Raw genomic sequence first — 25,987 nt, forward strand, 5'->3', positions numbered from 1 at the left:
TAGCGCCGCGGCACCGGCCGCGTTGCGCAGGTTGTTGCACCGGGGTGCACTTCATGCCGTTCAGGGGCCAGCCTTGCCAGGGAGGCATCGCGCCGGCCGGAGCATTCCGGGGCCATGGCTGGCGATGCGGCAGGGGCCGCGCCCGGTTCTTGCGAGAACCCGGCAGGAAGTCAGGAAATAACCGCATATTCTACCATCCAGATGCATTCCTTGCACCCGGATGCGGCTTGATGTGCGGTGTGGGGCGGTCGCGCCTGGCGTGCGGGGCTCAGGCCGCCGGCGGCAGCACCGGATAGCCGGAAAACGCCATCGAGAACCCATCGGCACGTGCGGCCAGCCGCACCTGTGCGCCCACCGGCAGCGTCAGCTTGCGCGCGCAGTGGCCGAACGGCAGGCCGGTCAGCACCGGCACTGGCAGCTGGTCGCGCAGGTAGGCCACCACGGCTGCCATGTCGTAGCCGTTGTCGTAGTCGGTGACGCGATAGTTGGAAAAGTCACCCAGCACGATGGCGCGCTGCGCGTCCAGCACGCCGGCCTGCTGCAGCTGGACGAGCATGCGCTCGACGCGGTACGGCGGCTCGTTGATGTCTTCCAGGAACAGCACCCCGCCCTCGACCCGCGGCATGAAAGGCGTGCCCAGCAGGCTGCACAGCATCGCCAGGTTGCCGCCCCACAGCGTGCCGGCCACCTCGCCGCTGAACGGCTGGCCACCGGACTGGGGGGCTGCCACATCGACCTGGTAGGCCGGATCGCGCAGGATGCCCTCGAAGTGCTCCCACATATACGGATCGACGCTGTCCGCGCCAAAGTCCGCCAGCAGCATCGGCCCGGAAAAGGTGATGCCGCCGGTCGCAGCCAGGTAAGCGAGCTGGAAGGCAGTGAAGTCGCTGTGGCCGACGATGGGCGTGGCGCTGGCACGCGCCTGTTCGGCAATGCGGGCAAAATCGACTTGCGCCAGCAGCCGCGCAATACCGTAGCCGCCACGCACTGCCAGCGTCAGCTCATGCGGCACGCCGGTGCCGATGGCATGCAGGTCGGCCAGCCGCTCCGTGTCGGTGCCGCCGAAGCGCAGGTAGCGCCGGGCCAGCACGTCCGGGTTGGTGGTGTGATAGCCGTGCTGCTTGAGCCAGGCAACGCCGCGCGCCGCGACGGCGACGTCGTGCGGATAGCCGGACGAGGCGATCAGTCGGACTTCGGTATGCGGCGGCCTGTTGTTCGGCGTACTCATGTGTCGGTGGTGTCGGTGGCGTTGTTCTGACCGGGAGGGGTTGGGCAGGTGCAGCCCGGTTCAGTTCCGCCAGCGTCGCGCGCGGCCTTCTGCGCGCGTCGGCGGGCAGCGAAGAAATCCTTCAGCATCTGGCCGCAGGTATCGGCCAGCACCCCGCCGGCGATGGTGGTCTGGTGGTTGAGTTGCGCATGCTCGAACAGGTTGAGCACGCTGCCGGCGGCGCCAGTCTTGGGATCGGTGGCGCCGAACACCACGTGGCGCAGCCGCGCATGCAGGATCGCGCCGCTGCACATCGCGCACGGTTCCAGTGTCACGTACAGCTCGCACTCGGGCATGCGGTAGTTGCCGATCACCTGCGCGGCGGCGCGCAGCGCCTGCATTTCGGCATGCGCGGAGGGATCGACCGAGCGGATCGGCAGGTTGTGGCCGCGCGCGATGATGGTGTCGTTCCAGACCACCACGGCGCCGACCGGCACTTCGCCGGCAGCCTCGGCCAGGCGCGCTTCGTCCAGCGCGGCGCGCATATAGTGCGCATCGCGCGCGGCGGCCTCGGCCGGATCGTCGGGCAGCGCGCGCGGGGCGCGCAGCGGCAGCGGCGGCGTCTCTGGCATCGGCTGGCTCAGTCTTGCGCCGGCAGCACCGCCGGGGCGCTGACTTCGGCCCAGCAATTGGGGGTCTCGAACAGCACCAGCCTGGTCAGTTGCAGGTGGTGGCCGAAACAGTCCTTGAACACCGGCGCCAGGATGTCGAAGGCGACCTGGGCCAGGTTCTCGACGGTGGGGATCGCATCCAGCACCACGGTCTTGTGCCCTTCCATCGATTGCAGGAAGTTCAGCAGCGCGGTGTCGCCACGGTAGATCAGGAAGGCGTGGTCCCACTTGTTGACCAGGTGCTCGTTGGCGAGCGCCTTGATGTCGCCGAAGTCCAGGATCATGCCGTCATCCGAGGCACCTTCGCGATGCAGCACCTCGCCCGACAGCGTCAGGTCAAGGCGATAGCGGTGGCCATGGATGTTGCGGCACTGGCCGCAGTGGTTCGGGATGCGGTGGCCGGAGTCGAACTCCAGCCGGCGGGTAATGGAAACTTGTTTGCTCATGTGTAGCCGCGCCGTGCCGGCCGCCTGCGTTGGACGGGCGCCGCGCGTGCGCCCGAAGCCTCTATTGTGTACGTTTGCCGCGGGTTGGGCAAAACCCGGGACAACACCCAGGGCAAAAGCCGCGCTCAGCGGATGCCCAGCAGCTTATGGGTCTGCAGCGACAGCCGCCAGCGCGGATGGCGCTGGCAGAAGTCCACCGCGGCGGCGGTATTTTCACGCTGCAGCGGGCCGTCCATGGGCTGCACCAGGAAATGCTGGAAATCAAGCTGCTCGTATGCGGCAAAATCCTGGTCCGCTTGCGGGATCACCACCTTGAGCTCGTCCCCGCGCCTGACCACCAGTTCGGAACCCATCTTGGGGCTCACGCAAACCCAGTCGATGCCGGGCGGCACGGCGATGGTGCCGTTGGTCTCGATGGCGATCTCGAAGCCCTGCGCATGCAGCGCATCGATCAGCGGTGCATCAAGCTGCAGCAGCGGCTCGCCACCGGTGCACACCACCAGCGGCTTGCCCAGCGGCTTGCCACCAGCGCCCTGCGGCCATTCCGAGGCGACCACCGCGGCCAGTTCCTCGGCAGTACGGTACTTGCCGCCGCGCGTGCCATCGGTGCCGACGAAGTCCGTGTCGCAGAACTGGCACACGGCGCTGGCCCGGTCCTCTTCGCGGCCGCTCCACAGGTTGCAGCCGGCAAAGCGGCAGAACACCGCGGCGCGGCCGGCGTTGGCGCCCTCGCCCTGCAGCGTATAGAAGATTTCCTTGACGGCGTATGTCATGCGTGGGGTCTCTCTGGGACCGTAAACGGATTTTCGGCAGCCTTCGGGCTGGCCGGGTGTCTTGGTATGGTTGGGCAAGGCCAGGGGCCAGTCATGGCGGATCGCTCGGATGCATTCGGCGGGACCGATGCCACCCCAGGCGGCGCACGATCGTGGCCATCGCTGGCAGCGCGGGCGGGGAGCACCGGGTTTCCCGTGCCGGGCTCCGGGCACTGCCGGAGGATCCGCCCTGTGGCCTGTCGCAGGCTGCGTCCGGCCGCTCCGGACGCGGTTCGGACAACGGACAAGTATACCAGAGGGCTAAGGGTTTTCGATTAGTGCCGGCATGGCGGCCGGCGTGAGGACCGGCGTGACGCGTGCGCCGCCCGCCGGCTTGCCGCGTCGCCTTACCTGAGCCCCAGGTAGTCGCGCTTGCCGATCTGCACGCCCTTGTGGCGCAGGATGTCGTAGGCCGTGGTCACGTGGAAATAGAAGTTGGGCAACGCAAACCCGAGCAGGTACGACTTGCCGTCGAACGTCACCGGCCCCTGCCGCAGTTTCAGCTCGATCACGCGCTTTTCGCTGCCCTCGAGCTGCGCCGGCGTGACCTGCTCCAGGAACACGATGGTGCGCGCGATCCGGTCCTGCAGTTCGGCGAAGGTGGTTTCGGTGTCGGCGAACGACGGCACCTCGATCCCCGCCAGCCGCGCCGCGCACCCCTTGGCCGCGTCGCTGGCGCGCTGGATCTGCGCCGACAATGGATCCATGTCGGCGATCAGCCGGGTCTGGATCAGGTCGGCCGGGTCCATGCCCTGCGCCTGCGCGTGCGCCGCGCCCTTGTCGAGGACCGCGGCAAGGTTGCCGAGCGCGCGGATAAACGGCGGGATCGATACGTCGTACATCGAGAGTGCCATGGAGTCTCCTGGTGAGGCTTGTGTTGTCGTGGTCGTTGAGGGTCGGCCTGGGCAGCCTGCCGCGAGCATAGAACGGATCGGCCTTTGCCGCAGAAAGCCTCCGCATTCTTGCAGCCAGTGCCGGCGTCCCTTGCCGCATCCGAGGGCAACACAACAGTGTCAGCGCCGCGGGCCGGCAACCTGATTTAACATATCCGGCCATCGCCCCGGATTCCGCCGGGGCCACCGCCGCGCCCCCACATGAATGCGCCGTTCCCCCTTCGCGAGGAGTGCCCGCCAGGCGCCTGCATCTGCGGGCGCGAAGCGCTTATGAGTGACCCCAACGCCGACCTGCGCGTGCTACGGCTCACCCGCCAGGAAGAAAAGCGCCTGGTCGAACGGCTCGAGAACCTCACCAGCCTGGCCGAGCTACGCCGCATGGAGGGCCTGATGCAGGCCCAGCTTGGCATCATGCTGACCATCACCCCCAGCGCGCGTGGCGTGAAGACGGTGCGCGGCATCAATATCCAGGTGCAGGAACAGCCGGGCCTGTGCCGCAAGATCCGCCAGTCCATTCCCGCGGCGATCCGGCGCAGCATGGAACAGCACCCCGAGATCGCCTATGCGATCGTCGACGCGCACGACCTGCTGGGCGGGATCTGAAGGGCCGCGACGCCCTACTCGTCAAACGGCCGCCTGCCCAGCGCCTCGACCACATGGTCGACAAAGCAGGTGATGCGCGAAGCGAGCGTAGTGTTCCGGTAGTAAACCGCGTTGATCGGCTGGCGCACATCCAGCGACTGCGCGCCAAACAGCGGCATCAGCCGCCCGCTGCGCCGATCGTCTCGCGTCATGAAATCCGACAGGCATACGATGCCGAGCCCCGCCAGCGCCAGATGGCGCAGGGTTTCGCCGCTGGACGAGGCGATCGTCGGCTTGATATGCACCGCGTCGCCGCGCTCGCCACGCTCGTCGCGCAGCGGCCAGTCGTTAAGCGACTCAGGCTGGGTGAAGCCGAGCAGCGCGTGCCCGGCCAGGTCGCCCGGCGTTGCCGGCGTGCCATGCCGCTGCACGTAAGCCGGGCTGGCCAGCACGCGCACGCGGCTGCTGCCGATCGGACGCGCATGCAGCGTCGAGTCCTTCAGCGCGCCAATGCGGAAGGCCACGTCGGTCCGCTTCTCGATCAGGTCGATGATGCCCTCGTTCGAATTCAGCTCCAGTTCCACCTGCGGATAGCGAGCACGGAAGCCATCCACCAGCGGCACGATCACATGCAGCATGAACGGCGTGGCGGCATCGACACGCAGACGCCCCACGGGCTGCATCCGGCGCGCCGCCATCTGCTCTTCCGCGGCGTCCACCGAGGCAAGGATGGCGCGGGCCTGCTCCAGGAACGCAGCGCCTTCCTCCGTCAGCTCCAGCCGGCGTGTGGTGCGCCTTAGCAGCGTGGTCTGCAGCTTTTCCTCCAGCCGGCCCAGGGTACGGCTGGCCGCCGAGATGGTCAGCCCGAGGTGGTCGGCTGCCGCCGTGATCGAGCCGGTGTCGACGACCGCGACGAACGCCTGCATTTCATCGAGGGTGGTCTTCATTGTTGATTTCAAATCAAATGTATTTGGCTTATACACGGCTTTTTCTGCAAATGTAAAGCCGTCACACTGCGATCCATTCCCTGTCCACCCGTTCAAACGCAACCCGGATCGCAGACATGCCCCTCGCACTGCTCGCCCTGACCCTGGCGGCCTTCGCCATCGGCACCACGGAATTCGTCATCGTCGGCCTGATTCCGACTATCGCGGCTGACCTTGGCGTCACGTTGCCGTCGGCCGGCCTGCTGGTCAGCCTGTATGCGCTGAGCGTCGCCATCGGCGCCCCGCTGCTGACCGCGCTCACCGGCCGGCTGCCGCGCAAGCCGCTGCTGGTCGGGCTGATGGCGCTGTTCACCGTCGGCAACCTGGTCGCCTGGCAGGCGCCCGGCTACGACACGCTGATCGTGGCGCGCATACTGACCGGGCTGGCACACGGCGTGTTCTTTTCGGTCGGTTCGATCATCGCCACCGGGCTGGTGCCGCGCGACAAGGCCGCCAGCGCCATCGCCACCATGTTCAGCGGCATGACGGTGGCCTTCGTCACCGGCATTCCTCTCGGCACCTTCATTGGCCAGCACTTCGGCTGGCATGCCACCTTCCTTGCCGTGTCGGCATTCGGCGTGGTGGCGCTGGTTGGTGCACTCGTGTTCGTGCCCAGCAAGATCCCGCACACCCCGCCGGCACCGCTGCTGCGGCAGGCCCGCGTGCTGCTGCAACCGCGCCTGCTGCTGGTCTACGCCATGACGGCGGTCGGCTATGGCGGCTCGCTGATCGCCTTCACGTTCCTGGCGCCGATCCTGCAGGACATCGCCGGCTTCCAGCCGGACATGGTCGGCCTGGTGTTGCTGGCCTACGGCATCTCGGTCGCGGCGGGCAATGTCTGGGGCGGGCGCCTGGCCGACCGCAAGGGCGCGGTCAGCGCGCTGAAGACGATCTTCCTGCTGCTGGCGGCGGTACTGCTGGTGCTGACCTTCACCGCGCCGAACAAATGGCTGGTGGTGTTGACCGTGCTGGCCTGGGGCGCCGTGGCCTTCGGCAACGTGCCCGGCCTGCAGGTGTACGTGGTGCAGCAGGCCGAGAAGGTCGCGCCCGACGCCATCGACGTCGCCGCCGGCTTCAACATCGCCGCGTTCAACCTCGGCGTGGCCGGCGGCGCCTGGGGCGGCGCGCTGGTGGTCGGCCACCTGGGCCTGTCGCATACGCCGTGGATCGCCGCGCTGGTGACACTGGCGGCGTTCGGCCTGACCGCGCTGTCAGGCTACCTGGACAAGCAGGCGCCGATGGCACAACCGGCCGCGGCCTGAGCCAATCCATCTGAATTCTGCATTGCCCCATCCACTGAACCAAGGAGTCATTCCATGAGCATCCCTTCCTTCGGCGTCGGCACGTTCCGCCTGACCGGCCAGACCGTGATCGATTCGGTGCGCACCGCGCTGGACCTCGGCTATCGTGCCATCGACACCGCGCAGATCTACGGCAATGAAGCCGACGTCGGCCAGGCCATCGCCGAGAGCGGCGTGCCGCGCGGCGATCTGTTCGTCACCACCAAGATCTGGGTGGAAAACTACGCCGCCGACAAGCTGGTGCCCAGCCTGCGCGACAGCCTGGCCAAGCTGCGCACCGACTATGTCGACCTGACGCTGATCCACTGGCCGGCGCCGGGCAACGGCGTCGCGCTGCCCGAGTACATGGCCGCGCTGGCCGAGGCCAAGGCACTGGGGCTGACGCGCCAGATCGGCATCTCGAACTTCAATATCGATTTGACGCGGCAGGCCATCGCCGCGGTCGGCAAGGATGCCATTGCCACCAACCAGATCGAACTCAGCCCGTATCTGCAGAACCGCAAGCTGACTGCGTTCCTGAAGGACCAGGGCATCGCCGTGACCTCGTACATGACGCTGGCTTACGGCAAGGTGCTGAACGACCCGGTCATCGCCGAGATCGCACGCAAGCACGACGCCACGCCGGCACAGGCGGTGCTGGCCTGGGCGCTGCAGCTTGGCTATGCGGTCATCCCGTCGTCAACGAAGCGAGAGAACCTCGCCAGCAACCTGCTGGCCCGCGACCTGCGCCTGGACGAAACCGACATGCTGAAGATCGCCGCGCTCGAACGCAACGGCCGTGAAGTGAGCCCCGAGGGCCTGGCCCCGGTGTGGGACTGACGGCGCCAACCCTTGATTCCGCCGGTGCCGCGGCACCGGCGATGGAGACCCATGATGACTGACCAAACCGCATTCGATCCCCTGTTCCAGCCGCTGCCCCTCGGCGGCCTGGGCCTGCCCAACCGTATCGTGATGCCACCGATGACGCGTTCGCGGGCCAGCCAGCCTGGCGACGTCCCGAACGCGCTGATGGCCGAGTACTATGCGCAACGCGCCGGCGCCGGCCTGATCGTCAGCGAAGGCACGTGGATCTCGCCGCTCGGCAAAGGCTATGCGTGGACACCCGGCATCCACACCGACGAACAGATCGAGGGGTGGCGCAAGGTCACCGGGGCCGTGCATGCCGCGGGCGGGCGCATCTTCGCGCAGTTGTGGCACGTGGGCCGCCTCAGCCACAGCAGCCTGCTTGGCGGGCAATCGCCAGTATCGTCGTCCGCGCTGCAAGCCGAAGGCGTCAACGTGTTTATCGCCGACAACGACGGCCGCCCCGGATTCGTCCAGGCATCGAAGCCGCGCGCGCTCAGCGTGGAAGAGATCCGGGAAATCGTCGGGCAATACCGGCAGGCGGCGCGCAATGCGATGGCGGCAGGTTTCGATGGCGTCGAACTGCACGCCGCCAACGGCTACCTGGTCAACCAGTTCATCGACTCCGGGGCCAATGACCGCACCGACGCCTATGGCGGCTCGCTGCCAAACCGCCTGCGCTTCCTCGACGAGGTGACGCGCGCGCTGATCGAGGGCACTGGCGACAGGCAGCGCGTGGGCATCAGGCTGGCACCGCTGACCACGCTCAATGGCTGCGTCGACGCGGATCCGGAGACCACCTACACCGCCGCCGCGAAACTGCTCGGCGAGATCGGCATCGGCTACCTGCACATCGCCGAAGCGGACTGGGACGACGCGCCGCACATGCCGGTCGCGTTCAAGCAGCAACTACGCGCGGCCTTTCCCGGCGTGCTGATCTACGCCGGCAAGTACACCGGCGAACGCGCGCGCACGGCTTTGGATGAAGGCTGGGCCGACATGGTCGCCTTCGGCAGGCCATTCGTCGCCAACCCCGACCTGCCTGAGCGCCTGCGGCACGGCGCACCGCTCAACATGCATGACCGCGACACGCTGTTCGGCGGCGATGCGCGCGGGTTGACCGACTATCCCACGCTGGCTGCGGCTGCCTGAGCGTCTCAGCACAGCAATCAAGTCATGACATGGGTTGACAGGTTCTGGTGGCGCCCCGGTGCGCCAATCGCCGCGCTGCAGCGGCGCCATGCTAGTCGAGGCGCTGGCGCTGGTCCTGGCTGAAATAGGCAAGCCGGTACAACCGCCATGGTGCCTGCGCACGGTCGCGGCAATAGCCATAGCGGAAGATGTCTTCCACCGCGGGCAGGTCATAGCGCAGGTCGGTGAACCAGACGCAGGCGGCCGTTTCGCCCGGCGGCGGTGTTGCCGGCATCGCGGTCATGGCGGAAATGGCCGGATAGACTGCAAACCGCCTGAAATCGGCAAAGTCCGGCCGCACCCAGAGCTGCCATGCAAGCGCCCGCTCAGCCCGCGCCTGCGGCAGCTGCGGCCGCTGCGTCCACGCGATGCGCGCGGGCGGCACATAGGCCCTGGCCATCGCGGGCAGGCGCCCCAGCACCCGCCATGGCGGCACCCATGCAGAATGCCCGGCCAGGTTGACGTGGGCAACATGGTAGTCCGTCCCTGCGCGGGCGATCAGCTTCCAGTTGAATGGAGAAAACGGCTGGGGGAGCGCGTTTACGCCCTGCGCCCGGATGCCGGCAGCATGCAAGGATTCGTTCGCCAGTTCCAGCGCACGTTGCCTGAGCACGCCCTGGACGCCGACATAGGCGCACAGCAGCACCATGCTCGCCAGCGCTGCCCGTGCACGCCGCTGCAGCGGCAGGCAAAGTGCCAGGCCCAGGCCAGACACCACGATACCGCTCAGCAGCGGATCGAACAGGAAGGTGGTGCCGAGGCTGAAGCGCCGTTCGGAGCCGGGATAGAAGATGCGGGTGCCATAGACGGTGATCAGGTCCAGCGCGATGTGGCTGGCCACGCCGAGGCAACTGACGGCGAGCGCTTCGCGCCAGGCCTGGCGCCGGCGCGTCACCAGGCAGAACAGTCCGGCAAGCAATGCGCCCCAGGCCGGAAGCAGCAGCAGCGAATGCGTCGGCCCCTGATGCCACTGGGCCAGGAAACGCAGCGGATGGACCAGGAAGCCCAGGAAATCAATATCCGGAAAGGCTCCGGCGGCAGCGCCAAGCAGCAGTCGTTCGCAAGTGCGGAGGCGCCGGCCGGGAGCCTCGTCCATGGGGACGGCCAGCGCAACCTGCGCGCCCATCAAGGCGTGGGTGATCGTGTCCATCCGGGCCGGGCTCCGGTGTCGCCAGGACGGCGCAAGGCCAGGCGCTCGGCGCAGCGCAGCTGCCGATCGAGCCAGGCCCGCGTGCGGCCGGCATCGGGTGAATGGTCGCGCAGCCAGCAGCCGAAAGTAGAGAGGAAGATGCCGGTCAGCACGACCTCCCCCACTTCGCGGCGCCAGCCGGATTCTGGCAGGCGGGCAGCTTCCCGCAGCCACTGCACGGTGCGGCTGATATGCAGCAGGCCCTGCACCTGCAGATGCACGTGCTCCGGCTGCAGCTTGTAGCACAGCATCTGGGCAGTGAGTCGCCGGTGCGGGGCCAGCGCCTCCAGCCAGGCGAGGATGGCCTGCTCCAGCCGCTCGCGGTGGGACAGGGCGCCCCAGCCTTCACGCGCGGACGCGCGCACCAGCGCAAGGTCCGCGCGCTCGAACCACGCTTCGGCCAGGTCGTCCTTCTGCCGGTAATGCCGATGGATCTCGTCCAGGCCGATGCCCATCTCGTCGGCGACATCATGCAGATGCAGGGCGTCCCAGCCGCTGCGCTCGCCGAGCATCACAGCGGCCTCCAGGATCCGGCCGGCCAGGGCTGCATTGTCGTTCATGGCGTTCATGGCTTTGCCGTCCTCGGGAATGCGTCTCCACGATACTTTCCAGCATAGAAAGGCAGCGCGCATCCGGGCGCCGATTTCTGCGCCATGTGCGCGATGCTGCCGAACCAGGCGCAGCGAGGAGCCTGCCCGCCTGCGCACGGTTCGGCACCTGCCACGCCAATTCGGCTGCGGCGCTATAGACACTGCAGGCGGCCGACGTACCGGGCTGATGCCTATGGCGTGACGACGACGGAGCGGAATTGCTTGCGGGCAGCCGGCACGTCCTTGCATATTCGCTCGCCGTACCGCACATCGCCGTCGTCACTGAGGACGCGGACAGCCGTCGTGCCCGGCAGCTCGAACAGGCCCTCGGGCTTCATGCCGGCGATAGCGTCCGTACTGAATGCCACGGGCGCATCCGAGCTGGCGCCAGACCACCGGTACAGCGCAAACGTCCCGTCGTCGGCCACCGGCCCGGCGGCGATCACGTATTCCTTGCCCACCCGCTCGATACCACGAATGCCTCGGCCGCCGAGGTCAATCAGGATCGGCGCGCCGAAGCGCGCGGCCTTCCCGTTGATCACGGCAGCGGGGTTGTCCAGCGGCACGAGGATCGCCTTGCCGCCGACCAGCGGATTGCGGAATCCGATCAGCAGGCCGCTATCCGCGGCGGCCAGCCCTTCGATATTGAAGCCATCACACTGCTCGGGCGGCAGCTTCGCGGCTGCCTTCAGCCGCAGATCGTCCAGCGCCGGTGTTGCCAGCAGATCTCGCTGCAGCTTTTTGTACGGCTTGCCCACCGGCGATACCGACAGCCGTGCCGGATCGATGTCCACCGCGAAGAATCGATGGCGCCTTCCCTTTTCCTTGCCCCCGGACGTCCGCCCGTGCGAGGAGACGATGTAGACGCGGTCACCCACCACCGCTGCGGCCTCGAGGTCGGAATCGTCATCCTCGTCGGTGCCGAGGAAGGCGTGCAGCGGCACGACCCGAACCGGCCGCGCCTGCCCGTTCTTGTACAGGGTCAGCACGTTGTGCTCGTTGTCCACCACCACGAAGTGACTGGCACCGAGCGCAAAGCCGGCCGACGCATCGCACAACCCGGCATAGGTTTCCACGCTCGCCGCGCCGGCGCTCCCCGCGCCCAGCAGCAGGCACAACATCAGACCCGCGATCTTGCGCGCACCACGCATGACGGTTCCTCCTTTACTTTGAATGTCCTATGCCCCGAGGGGCGGATGGGAAGCAATGGATGTCTTTGACAGACTAAGGATAGGAGCCTAGGCTATAGCTCAAATTACCAACTTCCCTCGTTTTAGGCCAGCATGAAACGCATCGGACTCGTGGTGTTCCCCGGCTTCCAGATCCTGGACATAGTGGCGGTCTCCGTGTTCGAGATGGCTAACCTGGCCGCACCCAAGGCGGCTTACGACATCCATGTCGTCTCCGAGTGTGGCGGTGCGGTGAAAAGCTCGATGGGCACGGCCGTTCAGACGGTTGCGCTCGATCCGAACATCTATGACACGCTCATCATGGCCGGCGCGACCACGCCGCAGCCGTCATCGCCCAGACTCCTGCGGCTGCTCGCGCGTGCGCTCGAGCCCACTCGCCGGATGGCCAGCATTTGCACCGGCGCTTTCGTCCTGGCCGAGGCCGGGATCCTGGAAGGCCGTCGCGTGACAACGCATTGGGCCCATGCGCGGGAGCTTCAGCGGCGCTATCCGTCGATCCGGGTCGAAGAAGACCGGATCTTCGTGCGCGATGGCACCGTCTGGACCTCGGCCGGGATGACCGCCTGCATCGACCTCGCGCTGGCGCTGGTGGAGGGCGACCTGGGCCATGATGTGTCGAGGGCGGTCGCAAGACAGCTGGTCGTTCACCATCGGCGCTCGGGTGGGCAGTCCCAGTTCTCGGCGCTGTCGGAGCTGGAATCCAAGTCCGATCGCATCCAGGCGGCACTGACCTACGCCAAGAACCACCTGCGCGAAGACCTGTCGGTGGAGCGGCTCGCCCATGCCGTCCACATGAGCCCGCGCCACTTCAGCCGCGAGTTCCGGTTGAACACCGGTCAACCTCCCGCGCGCGCCGTCGAGCGGTTGCGAGCGGAAACGGCTCGCATTCTTGTCGAGGCGGATCGACTCACGATCGAGCGCATCGCGAGTGAAACTGGCTTTTCCGACCCGGAACGAATGAGGCGGGCGTTCCTGCGCGTCTTTGGCCAACCGCCCCAGGCGTTGAAGCGAGCGGCCCGCTCGCGACATGCAGCAGATTCGTCTCTGACGTGAACGGCTGGCTGCTGGGAGATGTCGGTTGTGCGGATAGTTGCGGGTACCGTAGTGAGGACGCGGACGAGTGAAGCGCGCGCGTTCACGTCCTCGTGCCCAGCCTTAATGCGAGTGCGTTTTCGCGCCCTCAGGCACGGTGAACGCCAGTGTCACCACCTGTCCGGGAAACACGTTGTGATTGGCGTCAACCAGCGAGATCTTCACCTTGTGCTGGCCGGGCGGCAGCCCCGCTATGTCGACGGTGTTGTTGTCGCTCGGATCCGCCCACCACCATGGCAGGTCGTCGACCGTGATGTGCAGATGCCCGATGCGTGGAGATACCTTGGCGGCCTCCGGCCCGAACACGGGCGCGATGCGCAAGTTCTCCACTCGGTACTGCGCCCAGAAGATGCCGTGGGCCAGCCCCTCCGGAAGCGGGGGATCCACGATCAACTTCGGGGCGGGTTCATTCTCGACCGCGACGTATGGTGAAGCGCCGCGGATGTCCTTCGCGCTCTGGGCGAAGGCGCTCGTAGCGAGCACGGTGCCCGCCGCGACTACGGCAAGCGTCTTGATGAGCAGGGTCATTGCAGTTTCTCGTTCAAGCGTATGGATTGCGGTTGTGCGGGATGCGGGTCCAGGGGCGGTTCGCAATGAAGACGCGGACGCGGTACGGGTTGGCGCGAGGGACGTTCGCGTCCTGCGACTCATCTCGGCGTCCTGAACGCCGCACGCTGCTTACAGAATCTCGAACTGCACGTCGACGTTGCCGCGAAGCGAGCGCGAGTATGGGCAGGTCTGGTGGGCGGTTTCCACCAGTTGCCTCTTCACGGCCGCGTCCAGGCCCGGCAAGCTGACCTTCAGCGTCACTCCGAGGGCATAGTTGGCGCCGCCGTCAGTCTTGCCCAGCGACACCTCGGCGTCGATGGCCGCGTCCTTCGGCAGCCTGACACCCAGTTGCTTGCCGGCACTTTCGACGGCAACGATGAAGCAGGCTGAATATCCGATGCCGAACAGTTGTTCGGGGTTGGTACCGGGCCGGCCCGAACCGGGCGTGCTCAGCTTGACGTCGATGGCGCCGTCACTGGAACGGCCGGCGCCTTCGCGGCCGCCGGTAACGTGGGTGTGGGCCGTGTAGATTACTTGATCGAGTTGGTTAGCCATGATGATTTCCTCACATTGGTTGAGCAATGCCCCGTTTGCCGAGGCATATATATCGCTTACGTTTTAATCGCATGCGATGGATGTGATAATAGGAGATCGAACTTCGGCTTGAAGGACTAACTTCCCTCGTTTTACGCCAATGTGGAATGCACGGGTTGGACTCTATCTCTGGCGCGTGGCGCACAGTAGTCCGCGGGCTGGTTGCGCCCTTTCGACCGCTGCTTCGGGATCGTCCAGATCGCATGTCTCGCGCTGCTTCTCTTGCGCGGGGACTGGGACGGGACGACACCTTGCTGGCATCCAGCAGCATTTCGCGGGCCAGGGCCGGCGAAATGCCGGCCGGCCCATAGCGGCCAGTGGTGAGCCTCTCCCGATCGCCGGTGAGACGGTAGTCGCCACCAGCCTGTTCCGCTGGGCGGCGAAAGCCCGTCGCCCGCTACCGTGACGTATTTTCTTGAAACTCAATACGTTACGACAGCTTGTCGACGGCCGGTTTCCGAGGAACCCGGCTTCACTCCCACTCGATCGTCGCCGGCGGCTTGCCCGAGACGTCGTACACCACCCGGTTCAGGCCGCGCACTTCGTTGATGATGCGGTTCGAGCAGCGTCCCAGCAGCGCGTACGGCAGATGCGCCCAGTGCGCGGTCATGAAGTCAGTGGTCTGCACCGCGCGCAGCGCCACGACATAGTCGTAGGTGCGGCCATCGCCCATCACCCCCACCGACTTGACCGGCAGGAACACGGCAAACGCCTGGCTGGTCAGGTCGTACCAGCTCTTGCCGACCTGAGCCGGTTCGCACAGGCCCGCGGCGGCGTCCTGTTCGGTGGCGATGGTCTTGCGCAGCTCTTCGATGAAGATGGCATCGGCACGGCGCAGCAGGTCCGCGTAGTCGCGCTTGACTTCGCCGAGGATGCGCACGCCCAGGCCCGGGCCCGGGAACGGATGCCGATAGACCATTTCCGGCGGCAGGCCCAGTTCCACGCCCAGCTCGCGCACTTCGTCCTTGAACAGGTCGCGCAGCGGCTCCAGCAGCTTCAGGCCCAGCGTTTCCGGCAGGCCGCCGACGTTGTGGTGGCTCTTGATGGTGGTGGCCTTCTTGGTCTTGGTGCCGCCCGATTCCACCACGTCCGGGTAGATCGTGCCTTGCGCCAGCCACTTGGCGTTGGTCAGCTTCCTGGCCTCGGCCTGGAACACTTCGACGAACTCGCGGCCGATGATCTTGCGCTTCTGCTCGGGGTCGGTCACTCCGGCCAGGTGGCCGAGGAACTGTTCGGAGGCATCGATATGCACGACCTTGGCGTGCAGGCGGCCCGCGAACATCTCCATCACCATCTTGCCTTCGTCTTGGCGCAGCAGGCCGTGGTCGACGAAGACGCAGGTGAGCTGGTCGCCAATGGCGCGATGGATCAGCGCCGCGGCCACGGACGAATCGACGCCGCCCGACAGGCCCAGGATCACCTCTTCGTCGCCGACCTGTTCACGGATCTTGGAGACGGCTTCCTCGATGTGGTCGCGCATGACCCAGTCAGCCTTGCAGCCGGCGATCTCCAGCACGAAGCGCTCGAGCATCTGGCGGCCCTTGACGGTATGCGTGACCTCGGGGTGGAACTGCACGGCGTAGTAGCCGCGCGCTTCGTCGGCCATGCCGGCGATCGGGCAGCTGGGGGTCGACGCCATCAGCTTGAAGCCCGGCGGCAGGCCGGTAACCTTGTCGCCGTGGCTCATCCAGACCTTGAGCATGCCGTGGCCTTCCGGCGTGCGGAAGTCCTCGATGTCCTTGAGCAGATTGGTATGGCCGTGGGCGCGCATCTCGGCATAGCCGAACTCGCGCTGGTCGCTCCACTCGACCTTGCCGCCGAGCTGCACGGCCATGGTCTGCATGCCGTAGCAGATGCCCAGCACCGGCACGCCCAGGTCCCACACCGCCTGCGGCGCGCGCAGCTGGTGGTCTTCATAGGTGCTGGCGTGGCTGCCTGACAGGATGACGGCCTTGGGCGCGTACTCGCGCACGAAGTCGTCGGAGACGTCGTTCGGGTGGATTTCGCAGTAGACGTGCGCCTCGCGGACGCGGCGGGCGATCAGCTGCGTGACCTGCGAGCCGAAATCAAGAATGAGGATTTTGTCGTGCATGATGGGCCGATGGCGTGTCTTCCGTTGCGGGGTCGGTCACGACTTCCGTGCCGGGGCCATAGCCCGGCGGCGGCGTGATGACCGGCTCGCGCCGGTATTCTGGGGTATTCGTTGAGCGCGCCGCGGGGGCGACGCCGGGTTCCTTCGTGGTTTCCTGTTCCTTCAGCGCGCGTTCCATCTTCAGCTGGCGCTCGCGCACGCGCACGCGTTTCGCCGCGGGAATCTGCACCGCGGCAAAAAACAGCAGCACCACGGCCATGGTCGGCAGCCAGATCTTGCCGGCGCCTTCGAGCGGCAGCTCCAGGAACACCATCCAGGCAATGATCAGCATCGCGCTGGCCAGGTTCACATAGCCGGCCGTGCGCGCCACCGGCACCGTCAGCTGGCCGTTGAATGCGGCCTGCCACAGCAGCACCGACAGGCCGACCAGCGCCACGCCCAGCAGTTGCCCGAACAGCGCGGGTTGCGGCTGCGGCAGTTGCAGCGCCGCGTACAGCGTGGTGAACGGGGACATCAACAGCAGGACGCCCAGCAGCAGGTCCACCAGGGCATCCAGAAACAGCACGGCTCGCAGCAACACCTTCATTGGCGCTCCTCGTCTTGGGCCCCGCCGGTGATGCAGCCGGTGATGCAGCCATTGGTGCGGCCGTTGGTGCGGCTGCCAGCAAGGCTCACCGGGACAGGCAACGCCGGCGTGGCGCGCGGCCGGGGGCCAGGGTCGGGGCCGGATAGGATTCCGGTCAGGCCAGGGCGGCGCTGCGTGCATCGCACCGGACCTCGCACGCCCTGGTCTCGATAATCGCGGGTAGCGCACCGCCGCCGCGGCGGACGGCGGGCGCAACCGTTGCGCGTCAGTCGATATGGTAGTTCGGCGCTTCCTTGGTGATCTGCACGTCGTGCACGTGCGACTCACGCATGCCGGCTGCCGTGATCTGGACGAACTGGGCATTCTCGTGCCAGTCGGCGATCGACTTGCTGCCGCAGTAGCCCATCGAGGCACGCACGCCACCGGTCAGCTGGTGGATGATGGCCATCACCGAGCCCTTGTAGGGCACGCGGCCTTCAATCCCCTCGGGGACCAGCTTGTCGACGTTGGCGGTGTTGTCTTCCTGGAAGTAGCGGTCGGCAGCGCCGTCCTTCATCGCACCGACGGAGCCCATGCCGCGGTAGCTCTTGAACGAGCGCCCCTGGTACAGGAACACTTCGCCCGGCGCTTCTTCGGTGCCGGAGAACATGCCGCCCATCATCACGGTGTGGGCGCCGGCCGCCAGGGCCTTGGCCACATCGCCCGAGTAACGGATACCGCCGTCTGCGATCAGCGGCACGCCGGTGCCCTTAAGCGCCTCGGCCACGTTGGAGACGGCCGTGATCTGGGGCACGCCCACGCCTGCCACGATACGGGTGGTGCAGATCGAGCCCGGGCCGATGCCGACCTTGACGCCGTCGGCGCCATGCTCGACCAGCGCACGGGCGGCGTCGCCGGTGGCGATATTGCCGCCGATCACCTGCACTTGCGGGAAGTTCTGCTTGACCCAGCGCACGCGATCCAGCACGCCCTGGCTGTGGCCGTGCGCAGTATCCACCACAATCACGTCGACGCCGGCCTTCACCAGCAGTTCGACGCGCTCGTCGTTGTCCGGACCCACGCCGACTGCGGCGCCTACGCGCAGCTGGCCGTGGTCGTCCTTGCTCGCCAGCGGGTTATCGACCGCCTTCTGGATATCCTTCACCGTGATCAGGCCGCGCAGCTCGAAGGCCTGGTTGACCACCAGCACGCGCTCCAGGCGGTGGCGGTTCATCAGGCGCTTGGCTTCTTCCAGCGGTGCGCCTTCGGCCACGGTCACCAGCTTCTCGCGCGGGGTCATCTTGGCGCGCACCGGGGCGTCGAGTTCTTCCTCGAAACGCAGGTCACGGTTGGTGATGATGCCGACGACGGTCTTGCCTTCCAGCACCGGGAAGCCCGAAATGCCGTGTTGCTGCGACAGCGCGATCACATCGCGGATCTTCATGTCCGGCGAAATGGTGATCGGATCACGCAGCACGCCCGACTCGTAGCGCTTGACGCGCGACACTTCGCGGGCCTGGTCAGCGGGCTTCAGGTTCTTGTGGACGATACCGATGCCACCGGCTTGCGCCATGGAGATCGCCAGGCGTGCCTCCGTCACCGTGTCCATGGCAGCGGACACCAGCGGAATGTTCAGTTCGATCGAACGGGACAGGCGAGTGCGGAGGGAAACATCCCGGGGAAGAACGGCCGAATAGGCCGGGACGAGCAGCACGTCATCGAATGTGAGTGCTTTCTGGACAAGACGCATAGCAAATCCTCTAGGCGCAAAAGCGAATTATACAGGAATGCGCGCCACGCTGATGCACGGCAACGGTTTTCGGGAGTGCCGTCTGCTATGCTCGTCGTCTTTTTAGTCGGGCGTAGCGAAGTATGGGAATCGGCGTATTGTGCGGGCTGCTGGCGGGTGCGTTCTGGGGCATGGTCTTCATCGCGCCCAAGCTGCTGCCGGTGTTCTCGCCGTGGGAGCTGGCCATCGGGCGCTACTTGGCGTATGGCCTGGTAGCGCTTGTTGCCGCCCTGCCGCTGATGAAGCGCATCGCCCGCAAGCTGACCCGCGCCGACTGCGTGGCGCTGCTGCGCCAGGCCTTTACCGGAAACCTGCTCTACTACGTGCTGCTCGCCTTTGGCGTGCAACTGGCCGGGGTCGGACCGACTTCGCTGATCATCGGCATCCTGCCGATCACGGTCACCATCATGGGCCGGCGCGACCACGGCGCGGTGCCGCTGTCGCGGCTGCTGTGGCCGCTGCTGGTGGTGGCCGCGGGCATCGCCTGCATCAACATCGACCTGTTCGGCGGCGGCCAGAGCGCACATGCCGCCGCGGCCGGCGACGCCGTACGGCCAGTCTGGCAGAAGCTCGCCGGCGTCTGTTGCGCCGCCGGGGCACTGGTCTGCTGGACGCTCTACGCGGTCGACAACGCGCGCTACCTGCAGCGCAACCCGCACTACAGCGGCAATGAATGGTCGGCACTGTACGGGCTGTCGACCGGCGCGGTATCGGCCGTGCTGGCCGTTATCGGCTGGCTGGCAGCGGGCGACGCCCTCACTTCCGGCGACAGCGGCCGCGACTGGCGGTGGTTCTGGATGGTCAACGCCGCGGTGGCGCTGGGCGCGTCGCTGATCGGCAACAACCTGTGGAATATCGCCAGCCGGCGCCTGCCGCTGACGCTGTCGGGCCAGATGATTGTGTTCGAGACGCTGTTCGCGCTGGCCTACGGCTTTGTCTTCGATCACCGCTGGCCGCGGCCGCTGGAAATCGCCGCCATTGTGTTGCTGATGGTCGGCGTGGCCTGGTCGGTGCGCTTGCACGCCAGCGACAAGTCTGCGTAGACTAGCGGACGATGGCGCGGAGGTCACACGCGCCACATCAGAACAGAAATACCAGGGTCAACCCGGCGCCATGCTCAGGCGCCAAGCCATCGCCCGCGGCAGACGTGCCGCGGCATTGCCTCGCGCGCAGCCGGCGGCCCAGCAGTCTTCCAGCCGCATCCGTTCCTTACCAGCCACTTTGAGACGCCTCGCCATGACACGATCGTCCGTGCTGTGCCTGCTTGCCGCCGCCGTCACCGTTGCCGCCCCGGCCCCCGCCCATGCCTACTGGCAATGGCGCGATGCCAACGGCCGCATGGTCTACAGTGACGTGCCGCCGTCCGACGCGGCGGCCAGCGTGCTGCGCGCCCCTGGCCGCCCTGCCGGCGAGTACCGGCCGGCAGAGGCGGCCGGCGCGGAAAGCGCCAAGCCGCCCGTGGCCGCACCAGCCCCCACCAGGGCCTCCAGCAAGCCCAAGGATGCCCCGCCGCCGACGGCGGAAGAGGCGTTCCAGAAGCGCCGCGAATCCCGCCTGAAAGCCGCCGCGGAAGAGGCACGCAAGGAAGGCGAGACCGCCGAGCGCGACGCCCGCTGCGCCCAGTTGCGCAACTATGCCAACGGCCTGCAGCAAGGGATGCGCGCGGCGGTGGCGGGTCCGGACGGCTCGCTGCAGCACCTGAACAGCGAGCAGCGCCAGGCCGAACTGGTCAAGACCAGCGCCAGCCTCGAAAAGAACTGCACTTGAGTGGAAGCAAAAACGGGGCATCCAGCCCCGTTCTTGCCGTCAGGTCGCCGCCTGGGTGCAAGCGTGGCGGCTCAGCCGTTGCCGCGCAGCCATTTCTGGCCTTCACGCGCCCCGCCCTCGCGCAGCTTCTGCACGCGCTTGCGCCGCGCCTGCTTGGGGTCGGCCGTCAGCGTCCGGTACACCTCCACGCGATCACCCTCGCGCACCACCGTTTCGGGCGTCTTGAGCTTGCCGAAGATGCCCACCCGCATGGTCGACGGATCCACTTCCGGACATGCCTGCTGCAGCCCCGAGCCGACGATGGCCGCGGCGATCGTGGTGCCCGCGGGCACGTCGATCTCCTTCAGGAATACCGCATCGGGCCGCGCATAGCACACCGCGACATGCACGGTGCCCGCGCTCTCAGTTGGCGCCATATACCACCTCGGCGCGCTTGACGAAGGCATCGACGAACGTATTGGCGATCATGCTGAACACCGGGCCGATGAGCTTTTCGAGCAGCAGGCTCGAAAACTCATAATGCAGGTGGAATTCGATCTTGCAGGCGTCCTCGCGCAGTGGCGTAAAGCGCCACGCGCCATTGAAGGTCTTGAACGGCCCATCGGCAAAGGTCATGTCGATGCGGGTCGGGCGCTCCTGCGTATTGCGGGTGTGGAAAAACTGCTGGATGCCCTTGAAATGAATGTGGATCTTGGCGTCGAGCGTGGTTTCGGTCTGCTCGAACACCTCCACGCCACCGCACCATGGCAGGAACTTGGGATAGTCCTCCACGCGCGTGACCAGGTCGTACATCTGCGCGGCGGAATAGCCGAGCAGCACGGATTTATGGACGTCTGCCATGTATTAAGAAATCTGGCCCCCGGCCATGCCCCGCGCGTATCGTGCCAGGACATCGGCCGGTGCCGGGGCTGGTTTGCTAGAATCCCGATTTTAGCCGACGCCGGTCGCTGGCGGCACCTTGCCATGCGGCACTGCAGTGATCCGGCCCGCTTTCACCCATTGTTCCCCTACCCGCACGCATGACCATTGCAGACAACAAGAAGGCCTTTTTCGACTACTTCATCGAAGAGCGATATGAGGCCGGAATGGTGCTGGAAGGCTGGGAAGTCAAGGCGATCCGCGCCAACCGCGTCCAGATCAAGGAAGGCTACGTGGTGGTGCGCGACGCCGAGATGTTCCTGATCGGCGCCCATATCAGCCCGCTGCAGAGCGCCTCCACCCACGTCACGCCCGACCCGGTGCGCACGCGCAAGCTGCTGCTCAAGGCCGACGAGATCAAGAAGCTGATCGGCAAGGTCGAGCAACGCGGCTACACGCTGGTGCCACTAAACCTGCACTACACGCGCGGCCGCGTAAAGTGCGAGATCGGCCTGGCCAAAGGCAAGAAGCAGTTCGACAAGCGCGAGACCGAGAAGCAGCGCGACTGGCAGCGCGAGAAGGCGCGCATCATGAAGGGCGACACCAAGGAGTAACGCCGCCCCGCCCCGCGCGCCTGCCGGTCAGGCGCCGGCCTTCTGCCCCTTCACGATCTGCAGCGCGGACGCAATCATGCTGCTCATCTCGCCCATATTCCCGGGCACGATCAGCGTATTGCCCTGCTTGGCCAGGTTGCCGAACGCGGCGACGTACTCCTCGGCCACCTTCAGGTTGACCGCATCCATGCCGCCTTCGCTGCGGATGGCGTTGCCCACCTTCTGGATCGCCTGGGCATTGGCCTCTGCCACTGCCAGGATCGCCGCCGCCTCGCCCTGCGCCTTGTTGATCGCGGCTTGCCGCTCGCCTTCCGACTTCTGGATCGCCGCTTCACGCGCGCCCGTGGCCAGGTTGATCTGTTCCTGGCGCTTGCCCTCGGACGCGGCGATCAGCGCCCGCTTCTCGCGCTCGGCGGTGATCTGCGCCTGCATGGCGTGCAGGATCTCCTTGGGTGGCGTCAGGTCCTTGATCTCATAGCGCAACACCTTGACGCCCCAGTTGGCGGCGGCTTCATCGAGCGCGTTGACCACGCTGTGGTTGATGAACTCGCGCTCCTCGAAGGTCTTGTCCAGCTCCAGCTTGCCGATCACCGAGCGCAGCGTAGTCTGCGACAGCTGCGTGATCGCCACCACGAAATTGCTCGAGCCGTAGGATGCCTTCATCGGGTCGGTCACCTGGAAGTACAGCACGCCGTCCACCTGCAGCTGCGTATTGTCCTTGGTGATGCAGACCTGGCTGGGCACGTCCAGCGGGATTTCCTTGAGCACGTGCTTGTAAGCGACGCGGTCGACAAACGGCACCACGATCGACAGCCCCGGCGTCAGCGTCGCGTGGTAGCGCCCCAGGCGCTCGAGCACCCAGGCGTGCTGCTGCGGCACGATCTTGATGCCCTTGGCGATCAGCACGATCACGGCAATAAGGATGATCAGCGGCAACAGGCCAAGCTGAAAAGCGAGCATGTAACAACCCTCCGGTCAGGAAACAGCGGTACGGCGCCGCCGGAACGGCGGCAGGCGGATGGTTGCACGGCGGCCGCCGGGCAACCTTGGATACGGATCAGCGCGGCGAAACGACCAGCGTGCTGCCGCGTACTTCGACGATACGGTAGCGGCCCGGTGCCGCGGCGCAGTTCGGCGCGAGTTCGACGGTCCAGTCAGCGCCGCGGTACGGCACGCGAGCGCGGCCATTGGCATCCCAGGCGGAGACGTCGAGTTCCTGGCCGATGTCGAGATTGACGTTGGGATCGGCGGCGGCATTGCCGCGCCGCAGCTTGCCGAAACGGGTACGGCGCAGTCCGGCGATCAGCACCGCCGCGACCAGCGCCGCGGTCACGGTCTGCGCGGCGGGCGACAGGCCCAGCAAGGCGGCGACCCCGCCAGCGGCGAGACCCACGGCCACCATCAGCAGGTAAAACGTGCCGGTATTCAACTCGACGATCACCAGCACGACCGCCGCCACGAACCAGATGTAGTACGCCATCCGAACTCCCCGTCCAATCGATTTCCGGAAACGATTCCCGGAATCGATTCGATTCCCGAAAAACAAAAACCCCGCAGCGCCAGGGGCGCCTGCGGGGCCGATTCAACACCTGACGCAGGGGCCGGTGCCAGCCGGCTGCCCGAAGGCGTGCCGGCTAATTTCGTTATTGTGACGTCAAAAGCCTCAGGAAGCCAGCTTCTGCCAGGTGTCGACCACCGAATCAGGATTCAGCGAGATCGACTTGATGCCTTCCTTGGTCAGCCACTCGGCAAAATCCGGGTGGTCCGAAGGACCCTGGCCGCAAATGCCGACGTACTTGTCCAGGCGGATGCAGGCCGAAATGGCGCGCGACAGCATGAAGCACACCGCCGGATCGCGTTCGTCGAAGTCCTTGGCCAGCAACTCCATGCCCGAGTCGCGGTCCAGGCCCAGCGTCAGCTGCGTCAGGTCGTTCGAGCCGATCGAGAAGCCGTCGAAGAACTGCAGGAACTCTTCGGCCAGGATTGCGTTGGACGGCACTTCGCACATCATGATGATGCGCAGGCCATTCTCGCCGCGCTTCAGGCCGTGCTTGGCCAGCAGCTCGATGACCTTCTCGGCCTGGCCCAGCGTACGCACGAACGGCACCATGATCTCGACGTTGGTCAGGCCCATTTCATCGCGCACGCGCTTCATGGCCTTGCATTCCATCTCGAAGGCTTCGGCGAAGTCTTCGGCGATGTAGCGCGAGGCGCCGCGGAAGCCCAGCATCGGGTTTTCCTCGTCCGGCTCGTAGCGCGAACCGCCGATCAGCTTCTTGTACTCGTTGGACTTGAAGTCCGACAGGCGCACGATCACGGGCTTCGGGTAGAACGCCGCCCCGATGGTGGCGATGCCTTCGGCCAGCTTGTCGACGTAGAACGCACGCGGGCTGGCATGACCACGGGCCACGCTTTCCACGGCCTTCTTCAGGTCGGCATCGACTTGCGGGTAGTCGAGGATGGCCTTCGGGTGGACGCCGATGTTGTTGTTGATGATGAATTCCAGGCGCGCCAGGCCGACGCCGCAGTTCGGGATCTGCGCGAAGTCGAAGGCCAGTTGCGGGTTGCCCACGTTCATCATCAGCTTGACGTCGATTTCCGGCATCTCGCCACGCTGGACTTCGGTCACTTCGGTTTCCAGCAGGCCGTCGTAGATACGGCCTTCGTCGCCCTCGGCGCACGACACGGTTACCAGCGTGCCATCCTTCAGGATGTCGGTAGCGTCGCCGCAGCCCACCACGGCGGGAACGCCCAGCTCACGCGCGATAATGGCCGCGTGGCAGGTACGGCCGCCACGGTTGGTGACGATCGCCGAGGCACGCTTCATCACCGGCTCCCAGTTCGGGTCGGTCATGTCGGCCACCAGCACGTCGCCGGGCTGCACGCGCTCCATCTCGGACGGATCGTTGATCACGCGGACCGGGCCGGTGCCGATCTTCTGGCCGATGGCGCGGCCGCTGGTCAGCACGGGGGCGGTGCCCTTGAGCTTGAAGCGCTGCTCGGCCTTGCCGGCCGACTGGCTCTTCACCGTTTCCGGGCGGGCCTGCAGGATGTAGATCTTGCCGTCCTTGCCGTCCTTGCCCCATTCGATGTCCATCGGGCGGCCATAGTGCTTCTCGATGATCATCGCGTACTTGGCCAGCTCGGTCACGTCTTCGTCGGTGATCGAGTAGCGGTTGCGCAGTTCGCCCGGCACGTCGACGGTCTTCACCCGGCCGGCTTCGCCCGGCTTGGTGAATTCCATCTTGATCAGCTTGGAGCCGATCGAGCGGCGGATGATGGGGTACTGGCCGGCTTGCAGCGTCGGCTTGAAAACGTAGAACTCGTCCGGATTGACCGCGCCCTGCACCACCGTTTCACCCAGGCCGTAGCTGGAGGTGATGAAGACCACGTCAGGGAAGCCGGATTCGGTGTCGATGGTGAACATCACGCCCGACGAAGCCAGGTCCGAACGGACCATGCGCTGGATACCGGCGGACAGCGCCACCACGTCATGGGCGAAGCCCTTGTGCACGCGGTAGGAAATGGCGCGGTCGTTGTACAGCGAGGCGAACACGTGCTTGATCTTGTCCAGCACGTCGTCGATGCCGCTGACGTTCAGGTAGGACTCCTGCTGGCCGGCGAACGAGGCGTCGGGCAGGTCTTCGGCCGTGGCCGACGAACGAACCGCGAACGAGGCCTCGGCGCCTTCGCGCGCCGACACGCGGGCATAGAACTCACGGATTTCCTGTTCCAGGCGCGGCTGGAACGGAGCGGTGGCGACCCAGTCGCGAATCTCGGCACCGGCCTCGGCCAGGGCCTTGACGTCGTCGACGTCGAGCGCCTTCAGGCGCTGGGAGATACGCTCGGTCAGGTTGTTGTGGGCGAGGAAGTCGCGGAAGGCAAGCGCGGTGGTGGCAAAACCGCCCGGAACGCGCACGCCGGCTTCCGCCAGCTGGGAGATCATCTCGCCCAGCGACGAATTCTTGCCGCCGACGATTTCCACGTCAGCCATGCGCAACTGCTCGAACGGCAACACGTAGGCGCCGTTATCTGCCTGGTTAGTCATGAGAGCCTCAAAACAAAGTAGAAAACTTGTTGCGCATGCCCGGTATGTTGTTCGTGTTCTGTTCCCGGACTGATCGCTTGGCTAAGCAACCCCGAACTGGCGCTGCTGGACCCTGGCG

27 protein-coding genes are annotated in these 25,987 nt (G+C 66.3%); 8 read left to right on the top strand and 19 right to left on the bottom strand.

What is annotated here, in order from left to right:
• Positions 1–268: 268 nt before the first annotated feature.
• The 5 genes from ldcA to CTP10_RS08680 form a co-directional block, all read right to left on the bottom strand.
• The gene (ldcA, locus tag CTP10_RS08660) at positions 269–1,228 is read right to left on the bottom strand and encodes a muramoyltetrapeptide carboxypeptidase (protein WP_116320682.1); all 960 of its coding nucleotides are present in this window, start codon (positions 1,226–1,228) and stop codon (positions 269–271) included.
• Positions 1,225–1,839: a tRNA adenosine(34) deaminase TadA gene (gene tadA, locus CTP10_RS08665; RefSeq protein WP_116320681.1), complete on the bottom strand. Its 615-nt coding sequence runs from the start codon at positions 1,837–1,839 to the stop codon at positions 1,225–1,227. Before tadA ends, ldcA begins: the two co-directional genes overlap by 4 nt.
• A gap of 8 nt (positions 1,840–1,847) precedes the next feature.
• Entirely contained in the window at positions 1,848–2,324 is a 477-nt protein-coding gene (locus CTP10_RS08670; protein ID WP_010809539.1) for a 6-pyruvoyl trahydropterin synthase family protein, read from the bottom strand.
• Between the two features lie 125 nt (positions 2,325–2,449).
• A complete protein-coding gene (gene queE / locus CTP10_RS08675; RefSeq protein ID WP_116320680.1) occupies positions 2,450–3,097 on the bottom strand; it encodes a 7-carboxy-7-deazaguanine synthase in 648 nt (215 codons plus the stop codon).
• Between the two features lie 386 nt (positions 3,098–3,483).
• Positions 3,484–3,990: a DUF1993 domain-containing protein gene (locus tag CTP10_RS08680; RefSeq protein ID WP_116320679.1), complete on the bottom strand. Its 507-nt coding sequence runs from the start codon at positions 3,988–3,990 to the stop codon at positions 3,484–3,486.
• 240 nt (positions 3,991–4,230) lie between these two features.
• On the opposite strand from CTP10_RS08680, the gene CTP10_RS08685 reads away from it, so the two are divergent.
• Entirely contained in the window at positions 4,231–4,632 is a 402-nt protein-coding gene (locus CTP10_RS08685) for a hypothetical protein (protein ID WP_116320678.1), read from the top strand.
• A gap of 14 nt (positions 4,633–4,646) precedes the next feature.
• On the opposite strand, the gene CTP10_RS08690 is transcribed toward CTP10_RS08685, so the two are convergent.
• Positions 4,647–5,558 (bottom strand): LysR family transcriptional regulator, encoded by a 912-nt coding sequence (locus tag CTP10_RS08690; protein ID WP_116320677.1) that lies wholly within the window; start codon positions 5,556–5,558, stop codon positions 4,647–4,649.
• A 116-nt stretch (positions 5,559–5,674) separates the two neighbouring features.
• On the opposite strand from CTP10_RS08690, the gene CTP10_RS08695 reads away from it, so the two are divergent.
• Genes CTP10_RS08695 through CTP10_RS08705 form a run of 3 tightly spaced genes read left to right on the top strand, consistent with a single transcriptional unit; the run spans position 5,675 to position 8,893 of the window.
• Positions 5,675–6,859 carry an MFS transporter gene (locus CTP10_RS08695; RefSeq protein ID WP_116320676.1) on the top strand — a complete coding sequence of 395 codons (1,185 nt, stop codon included), beginning with the start codon at positions 5,675–5,677 and terminating at the stop codon, positions 6,857–6,859.
• A gap of 54 nt (positions 6,860–6,913) precedes the next feature.
• Positions 6,914–7,717, top strand: coding sequence for a 2,5-didehydrogluconate reductase DkgB (gene dkgB / locus CTP10_RS08700; protein ID WP_116320675.1), 804 nt, complete (start codon positions 6,914–6,916; stop codon positions 7,715–7,717).
• A gap of 54 nt (positions 7,718–7,771) precedes the next feature.
• On the top strand, positions 7,772–8,893 hold the full coding sequence (locus CTP10_RS08705) for an alkene reductase (RefSeq protein ID WP_442875123.1): 1,122 nt from the start codon (positions 7,772–7,774) through the stop codon (positions 8,891–8,893).
• A gap of 91 nt (positions 8,894–8,984) precedes the next feature.
• On the opposite strand, the gene CTP10_RS08710 is transcribed toward CTP10_RS08705, so the two are convergent.
• The 3 genes from CTP10_RS08710 to CTP10_RS08720 form a co-directional block, all read right to left on the bottom strand.
• Positions 8,985–10,082, bottom strand: a complete 1,098-nt coding sequence (locus tag CTP10_RS08710) for a metal-dependent hydrolase (protein WP_116320673.1) — start codon at positions 10,080–10,082, stop codon at positions 8,985–8,987.
• Positions 10,058–10,690 (bottom strand): TetR/AcrR family transcriptional regulator, encoded by a 633-nt coding sequence (locus CTP10_RS08715; protein ID WP_233528187.1) that lies wholly within the window; start codon positions 10,688–10,690, stop codon positions 10,058–10,060. Before CTP10_RS08715 ends, CTP10_RS08710 begins: the two co-directional genes overlap by 25 nt.
• Positions 10,691–10,902: 212 nt before the next feature.
• Positions 10,903–11,862 (bottom strand): DUF3616 domain-containing protein, encoded by a 960-nt coding sequence (locus CTP10_RS08720; RefSeq protein WP_116320672.1) that lies wholly within the window; start codon positions 11,860–11,862, stop codon positions 10,903–10,905.
• 132 nt (positions 11,863–11,994) lie between these two features.
• On the opposite strand from CTP10_RS08720, the gene CTP10_RS08725 reads away from it, so the two are divergent.
• Positions 11,995–12,954: a GlxA family transcriptional regulator gene (locus tag CTP10_RS08725; protein WP_116320671.1), complete on the top strand. Its 960-nt coding sequence runs from the start codon at positions 11,995–11,997 to the stop codon at positions 12,952–12,954.
• Positions 12,955–13,056: 102 nt separating this feature from the next.
• On the opposite strand, the gene CTP10_RS08730 is transcribed toward CTP10_RS08725, so the two are convergent.
• From CTP10_RS08730 to guaB, 5 genes are all read right to left on the bottom strand, one after another.
• A complete protein-coding gene (locus CTP10_RS08730) occupies positions 13,057–13,521 on the bottom strand; it encodes a DUF6130 family protein (protein WP_116320670.1) in 465 nt (154 codons plus the stop codon).
• 150 nt (positions 13,522–13,671) lie between these two features.
• Positions 13,672–14,097, bottom strand: coding sequence for an organic hydroperoxide resistance protein (locus CTP10_RS08735; RefSeq protein WP_116320669.1), 426 nt, complete (start codon positions 14,095–14,097; stop codon positions 13,672–13,674).
• 511 nt (positions 14,098–14,608) lie between these two features.
• Positions 14,609–16,228: a glutamine-hydrolyzing GMP synthase gene (gene guaA / locus CTP10_RS08740; protein ID WP_116320668.1), complete on the bottom strand. Its 1,620-nt coding sequence runs from the start codon at positions 16,226–16,228 to the stop codon at positions 14,609–14,611.
• Positions 16,203–16,814 carry a hypothetical protein gene (locus CTP10_RS08745; protein WP_116320667.1) on the bottom strand — a complete coding sequence of 204 codons (612 nt, stop codon included), beginning with the start codon at positions 16,812–16,814 and terminating at the stop codon, positions 16,203–16,205. The genes guaA and CTP10_RS08745 overlap by 26 nt, the downstream gene beginning before the upstream one ends.
• A gap of 265 nt (positions 16,815–17,079) precedes the next feature.
• Entirely contained in the window at positions 17,080–18,543 is a 1,464-nt protein-coding gene (gene guaB, locus CTP10_RS08750) for an IMP dehydrogenase (protein WP_116320666.1), read from the bottom strand.
• Between the two features lie 122 nt (positions 18,544–18,665).
• Here guaB and CTP10_RS08755 point away from each other — a divergent pair, with 122 nt between their 5' ends.
• Together CTP10_RS08755 and CTP10_RS08760 are read left to right on the top strand one after the other, a co-directional pair.
• Entirely contained in the window at positions 18,666–19,625 is a 960-nt protein-coding gene (locus tag CTP10_RS08755) for a DMT family transporter (protein ID WP_116320665.1), read from the top strand.
• A gap of 193 nt (positions 19,626–19,818) precedes the next feature.
• Complete coding sequence (locus CTP10_RS08760; RefSeq protein WP_116320664.1) at positions 19,819–20,349, top strand: DUF4124 domain-containing protein; 531 nt, start codon at positions 19,819–19,821, stop codon at positions 20,347–20,349.
• 71 nt (positions 20,350–20,420) lie between these two features.
• Here the strand turns inward: CTP10_RS08760 and CTP10_RS08765 are convergent, their stop codons facing one another.
• Complete coding sequence (locus CTP10_RS08765; protein ID WP_116320663.1) at positions 20,421–20,765, bottom strand: RnfH family protein; 345 nt, start codon at positions 20,763–20,765, stop codon at positions 20,421–20,423.
• Complete coding sequence (locus CTP10_RS08770) at positions 20,752–21,189, bottom strand: type II toxin-antitoxin system RatA family toxin (protein WP_116320662.1); 438 nt, start codon at positions 21,187–21,189, stop codon at positions 20,752–20,754. The genes CTP10_RS08765 and CTP10_RS08770 overlap by 14 nt, the downstream gene beginning before the upstream one ends.
• A 179-nt stretch (positions 21,190–21,368) precedes the next feature.
• Between CTP10_RS08770 and smpB the strand changes: the two genes are divergently transcribed.
• The gene (gene smpB, locus CTP10_RS08775) at positions 21,369–21,821 is read left to right on the top strand and encodes an SsrA-binding protein SmpB (RefSeq protein WP_116320661.1); all 453 of its coding nucleotides are present in this window, start codon (positions 21,369–21,371) and stop codon (positions 21,819–21,821) included.
• 27 nt (positions 21,822–21,848) lie between these two features.
• Here the strand turns inward: smpB and CTP10_RS08780 are convergent, their stop codons facing one another.
• From CTP10_RS08780 to ppsA, 3 genes are all read right to left on the bottom strand, one after another.
• A complete protein-coding gene (locus tag CTP10_RS08780) occupies positions 21,849–22,781 on the bottom strand; it encodes an SPFH domain-containing protein (protein WP_116320660.1) in 933 nt (310 codons plus the stop codon).
• Positions 22,782–22,878: 97 nt separating this feature from the next.
• The gene (locus tag CTP10_RS08785) at positions 22,879–23,301 is read right to left on the bottom strand and encodes an NfeD family protein (RefSeq protein ID WP_116320659.1); all 423 of its coding nucleotides are present in this window, start codon (positions 23,299–23,301) and stop codon (positions 22,879–22,881) included.
• A 183-nt stretch (positions 23,302–23,484) separates the two neighbouring features.
• Positions 23,485–25,869 carry a phosphoenolpyruvate synthase gene (ppsA, locus tag CTP10_RS08790; RefSeq protein ID WP_116320658.1) on the bottom strand — a complete coding sequence of 795 codons (2,385 nt, stop codon included), beginning with the start codon at positions 25,867–25,869 and terminating at the stop codon, positions 23,485–23,487.
• Between the last annotated feature and the right edge of the window lie 118 nt (positions 25,870–25,987).

Source organism: Cupriavidus sp. P-10, from assembly GCF_003402535.2.
Taxonomy (GTDB): domain Bacteria; phylum Pseudomonadota; class Gammaproteobacteria; order Burkholderiales; family Burkholderiaceae; genus Cupriavidus.

What these genes read in the sequence shown, in the direction of transcription:
- ldcA (WP_116320682.1), bottom strand. Translation starts at nt 1,228, where the DNA reads ATGAGTACGCCGAACAACAGGCCGCCGCATACCGAAGTCCGACTGATC.
- tadA (WP_116320681.1), bottom strand. Translation starts at nt 1,839, where the DNA reads ATGCCAGAGACGCCGCCGCTGCCGCTGCGCGCCCCGCGCGCGCTGCCC.
- CTP10_RS08670 (WP_010809539.1), bottom strand. Translation starts at nt 2,324, where the DNA reads ATGAGCAAACAAGTTTCCATTACCCGCCGGCTGGAGTTCGACTCCGGC.
- queE (WP_116320680.1), bottom strand. Translation starts at nt 3,097, where the DNA reads ATGACATACGCCGTCAAGGAAATCTTCTATACGCTGCAGGGCGAGGGC.
- CTP10_RS08680 (WP_116320679.1), bottom strand. Translation starts at nt 3,990, where the DNA reads ATGGCACTCTCGATGTACGACGTATCGATCCCGCCGTTTATCCGCGCG.
- CTP10_RS08685 (WP_116320678.1), top strand. Translation starts at nt 4,231, where the DNA reads ATGAATGCGCCGTTCCCCCTTCGCGAGGAGTGCCCGCCAGGCGCCTGC.
- CTP10_RS08690 (WP_116320677.1), bottom strand. Translation starts at nt 5,558, where the DNA reads ATGAAGACCACCCTCGATGAAATGCAGGCGTTCGTCGCGGTCGTCGAC.
- CTP10_RS08695 (WP_116320676.1), top strand. Translation starts at nt 5,675, where the DNA reads ATGCCCCTCGCACTGCTCGCCCTGACCCTGGCGGCCTTCGCCATCGGC.
- dkgB (WP_116320675.1), top strand. Translation starts at nt 6,914, where the DNA reads ATGAGCATCCCTTCCTTCGGCGTCGGCACGTTCCGCCTGACCGGCCAG.
- CTP10_RS08705 (WP_442875123.1), top strand. Translation starts at nt 7,772, where the DNA reads ATGACTGACCAAACCGCATTCGATCCCCTGTTCCAGCCGCTGCCCCTC.
- CTP10_RS08710 (WP_116320673.1), bottom strand. Translation starts at nt 10,082, where the DNA reads ATGGACACGATCACCCACGCCTTGATGGGCGCGCAGGTTGCGCTGGCC.
- CTP10_RS08715 (WP_233528187.1), bottom strand. Translation starts at nt 10,690, where the DNA reads ATGAACGCCATGAACGACAATGCAGCCCTGGCCGGCCGGATCCTGGAG.
- CTP10_RS08720 (WP_116320672.1), bottom strand. Translation starts at nt 11,862, where the DNA reads ATGCGTGGTGCGCGCAAGATCGCGGGTCTGATGTTGTGCCTGCTGCTG.
- CTP10_RS08725 (WP_116320671.1), top strand. Translation starts at nt 11,995, where the DNA reads ATGAAACGCATCGGACTCGTGGTGTTCCCCGGCTTCCAGATCCTGGAC.
- CTP10_RS08730 (WP_116320670.1), bottom strand. Translation starts at nt 13,521, where the DNA reads ATGACCCTGCTCATCAAGACGCTTGCCGTAGTCGCGGCGGGCACCGTG.
- CTP10_RS08735 (WP_116320669.1), bottom strand. Translation starts at nt 14,097, where the DNA reads ATGGCTAACCAACTCGATCAAGTAATCTACACGGCCCACACCCACGTT.
- guaA (WP_116320668.1), bottom strand. Translation starts at nt 16,228, where the DNA reads ATGCACGACAAAATCCTCATTCTTGATTTCGGCTCGCAGGTCACGCAG.
- CTP10_RS08745 (WP_116320667.1), bottom strand. Translation starts at nt 16,814, where the DNA reads ATGAAGGTGTTGCTGCGAGCCGTGCTGTTTCTGGATGCCCTGGTGGAC.
- guaB (WP_116320666.1), bottom strand. Translation starts at nt 18,543, where the DNA reads ATGCGTCTTGTCCAGAAAGCACTCACATTCGATGACGTGCTGCTCGTC.
- CTP10_RS08755 (WP_116320665.1), top strand. Translation starts at nt 18,666, where the DNA reads ATGGGAATCGGCGTATTGTGCGGGCTGCTGGCGGGTGCGTTCTGGGGC.
- CTP10_RS08760 (WP_116320664.1), top strand. Translation starts at nt 19,819, where the DNA reads ATGACACGATCGTCCGTGCTGTGCCTGCTTGCCGCCGCCGTCACCGTT.
- CTP10_RS08765 (WP_116320663.1), bottom strand. Translation starts at nt 20,765, where the DNA reads ATGGCGCCAACTGAGAGCGCGGGCACCGTGCATGTCGCGGTGTGCTAT.
- CTP10_RS08770 (WP_116320662.1), bottom strand. Translation starts at nt 21,189, where the DNA reads ATGGCAGACGTCCATAAATCCGTGCTGCTCGGCTATTCCGCCGCGCAG.
- smpB (WP_116320661.1), top strand. Translation starts at nt 21,369, where the DNA reads ATGACCATTGCAGACAACAAGAAGGCCTTTTTCGACTACTTCATCGAA.
- CTP10_RS08780 (WP_116320660.1), bottom strand. Translation starts at nt 22,781, where the DNA reads ATGCTCGCTTTTCAGCTTGGCCTGTTGCCGCTGATCATCCTTATTGCC.
- CTP10_RS08785 (WP_116320659.1), bottom strand. Translation starts at nt 23,301, where the DNA reads ATGGCGTACTACATCTGGTTCGTGGCGGCGGTCGTGCTGGTGATCGTC.
- ppsA (WP_116320658.1), bottom strand. Translation starts at nt 25,869, where the DNA reads ATGACTAACCAGGCAGATAACGGCGCCTACGTGTTGCCGTTCGAGCAG.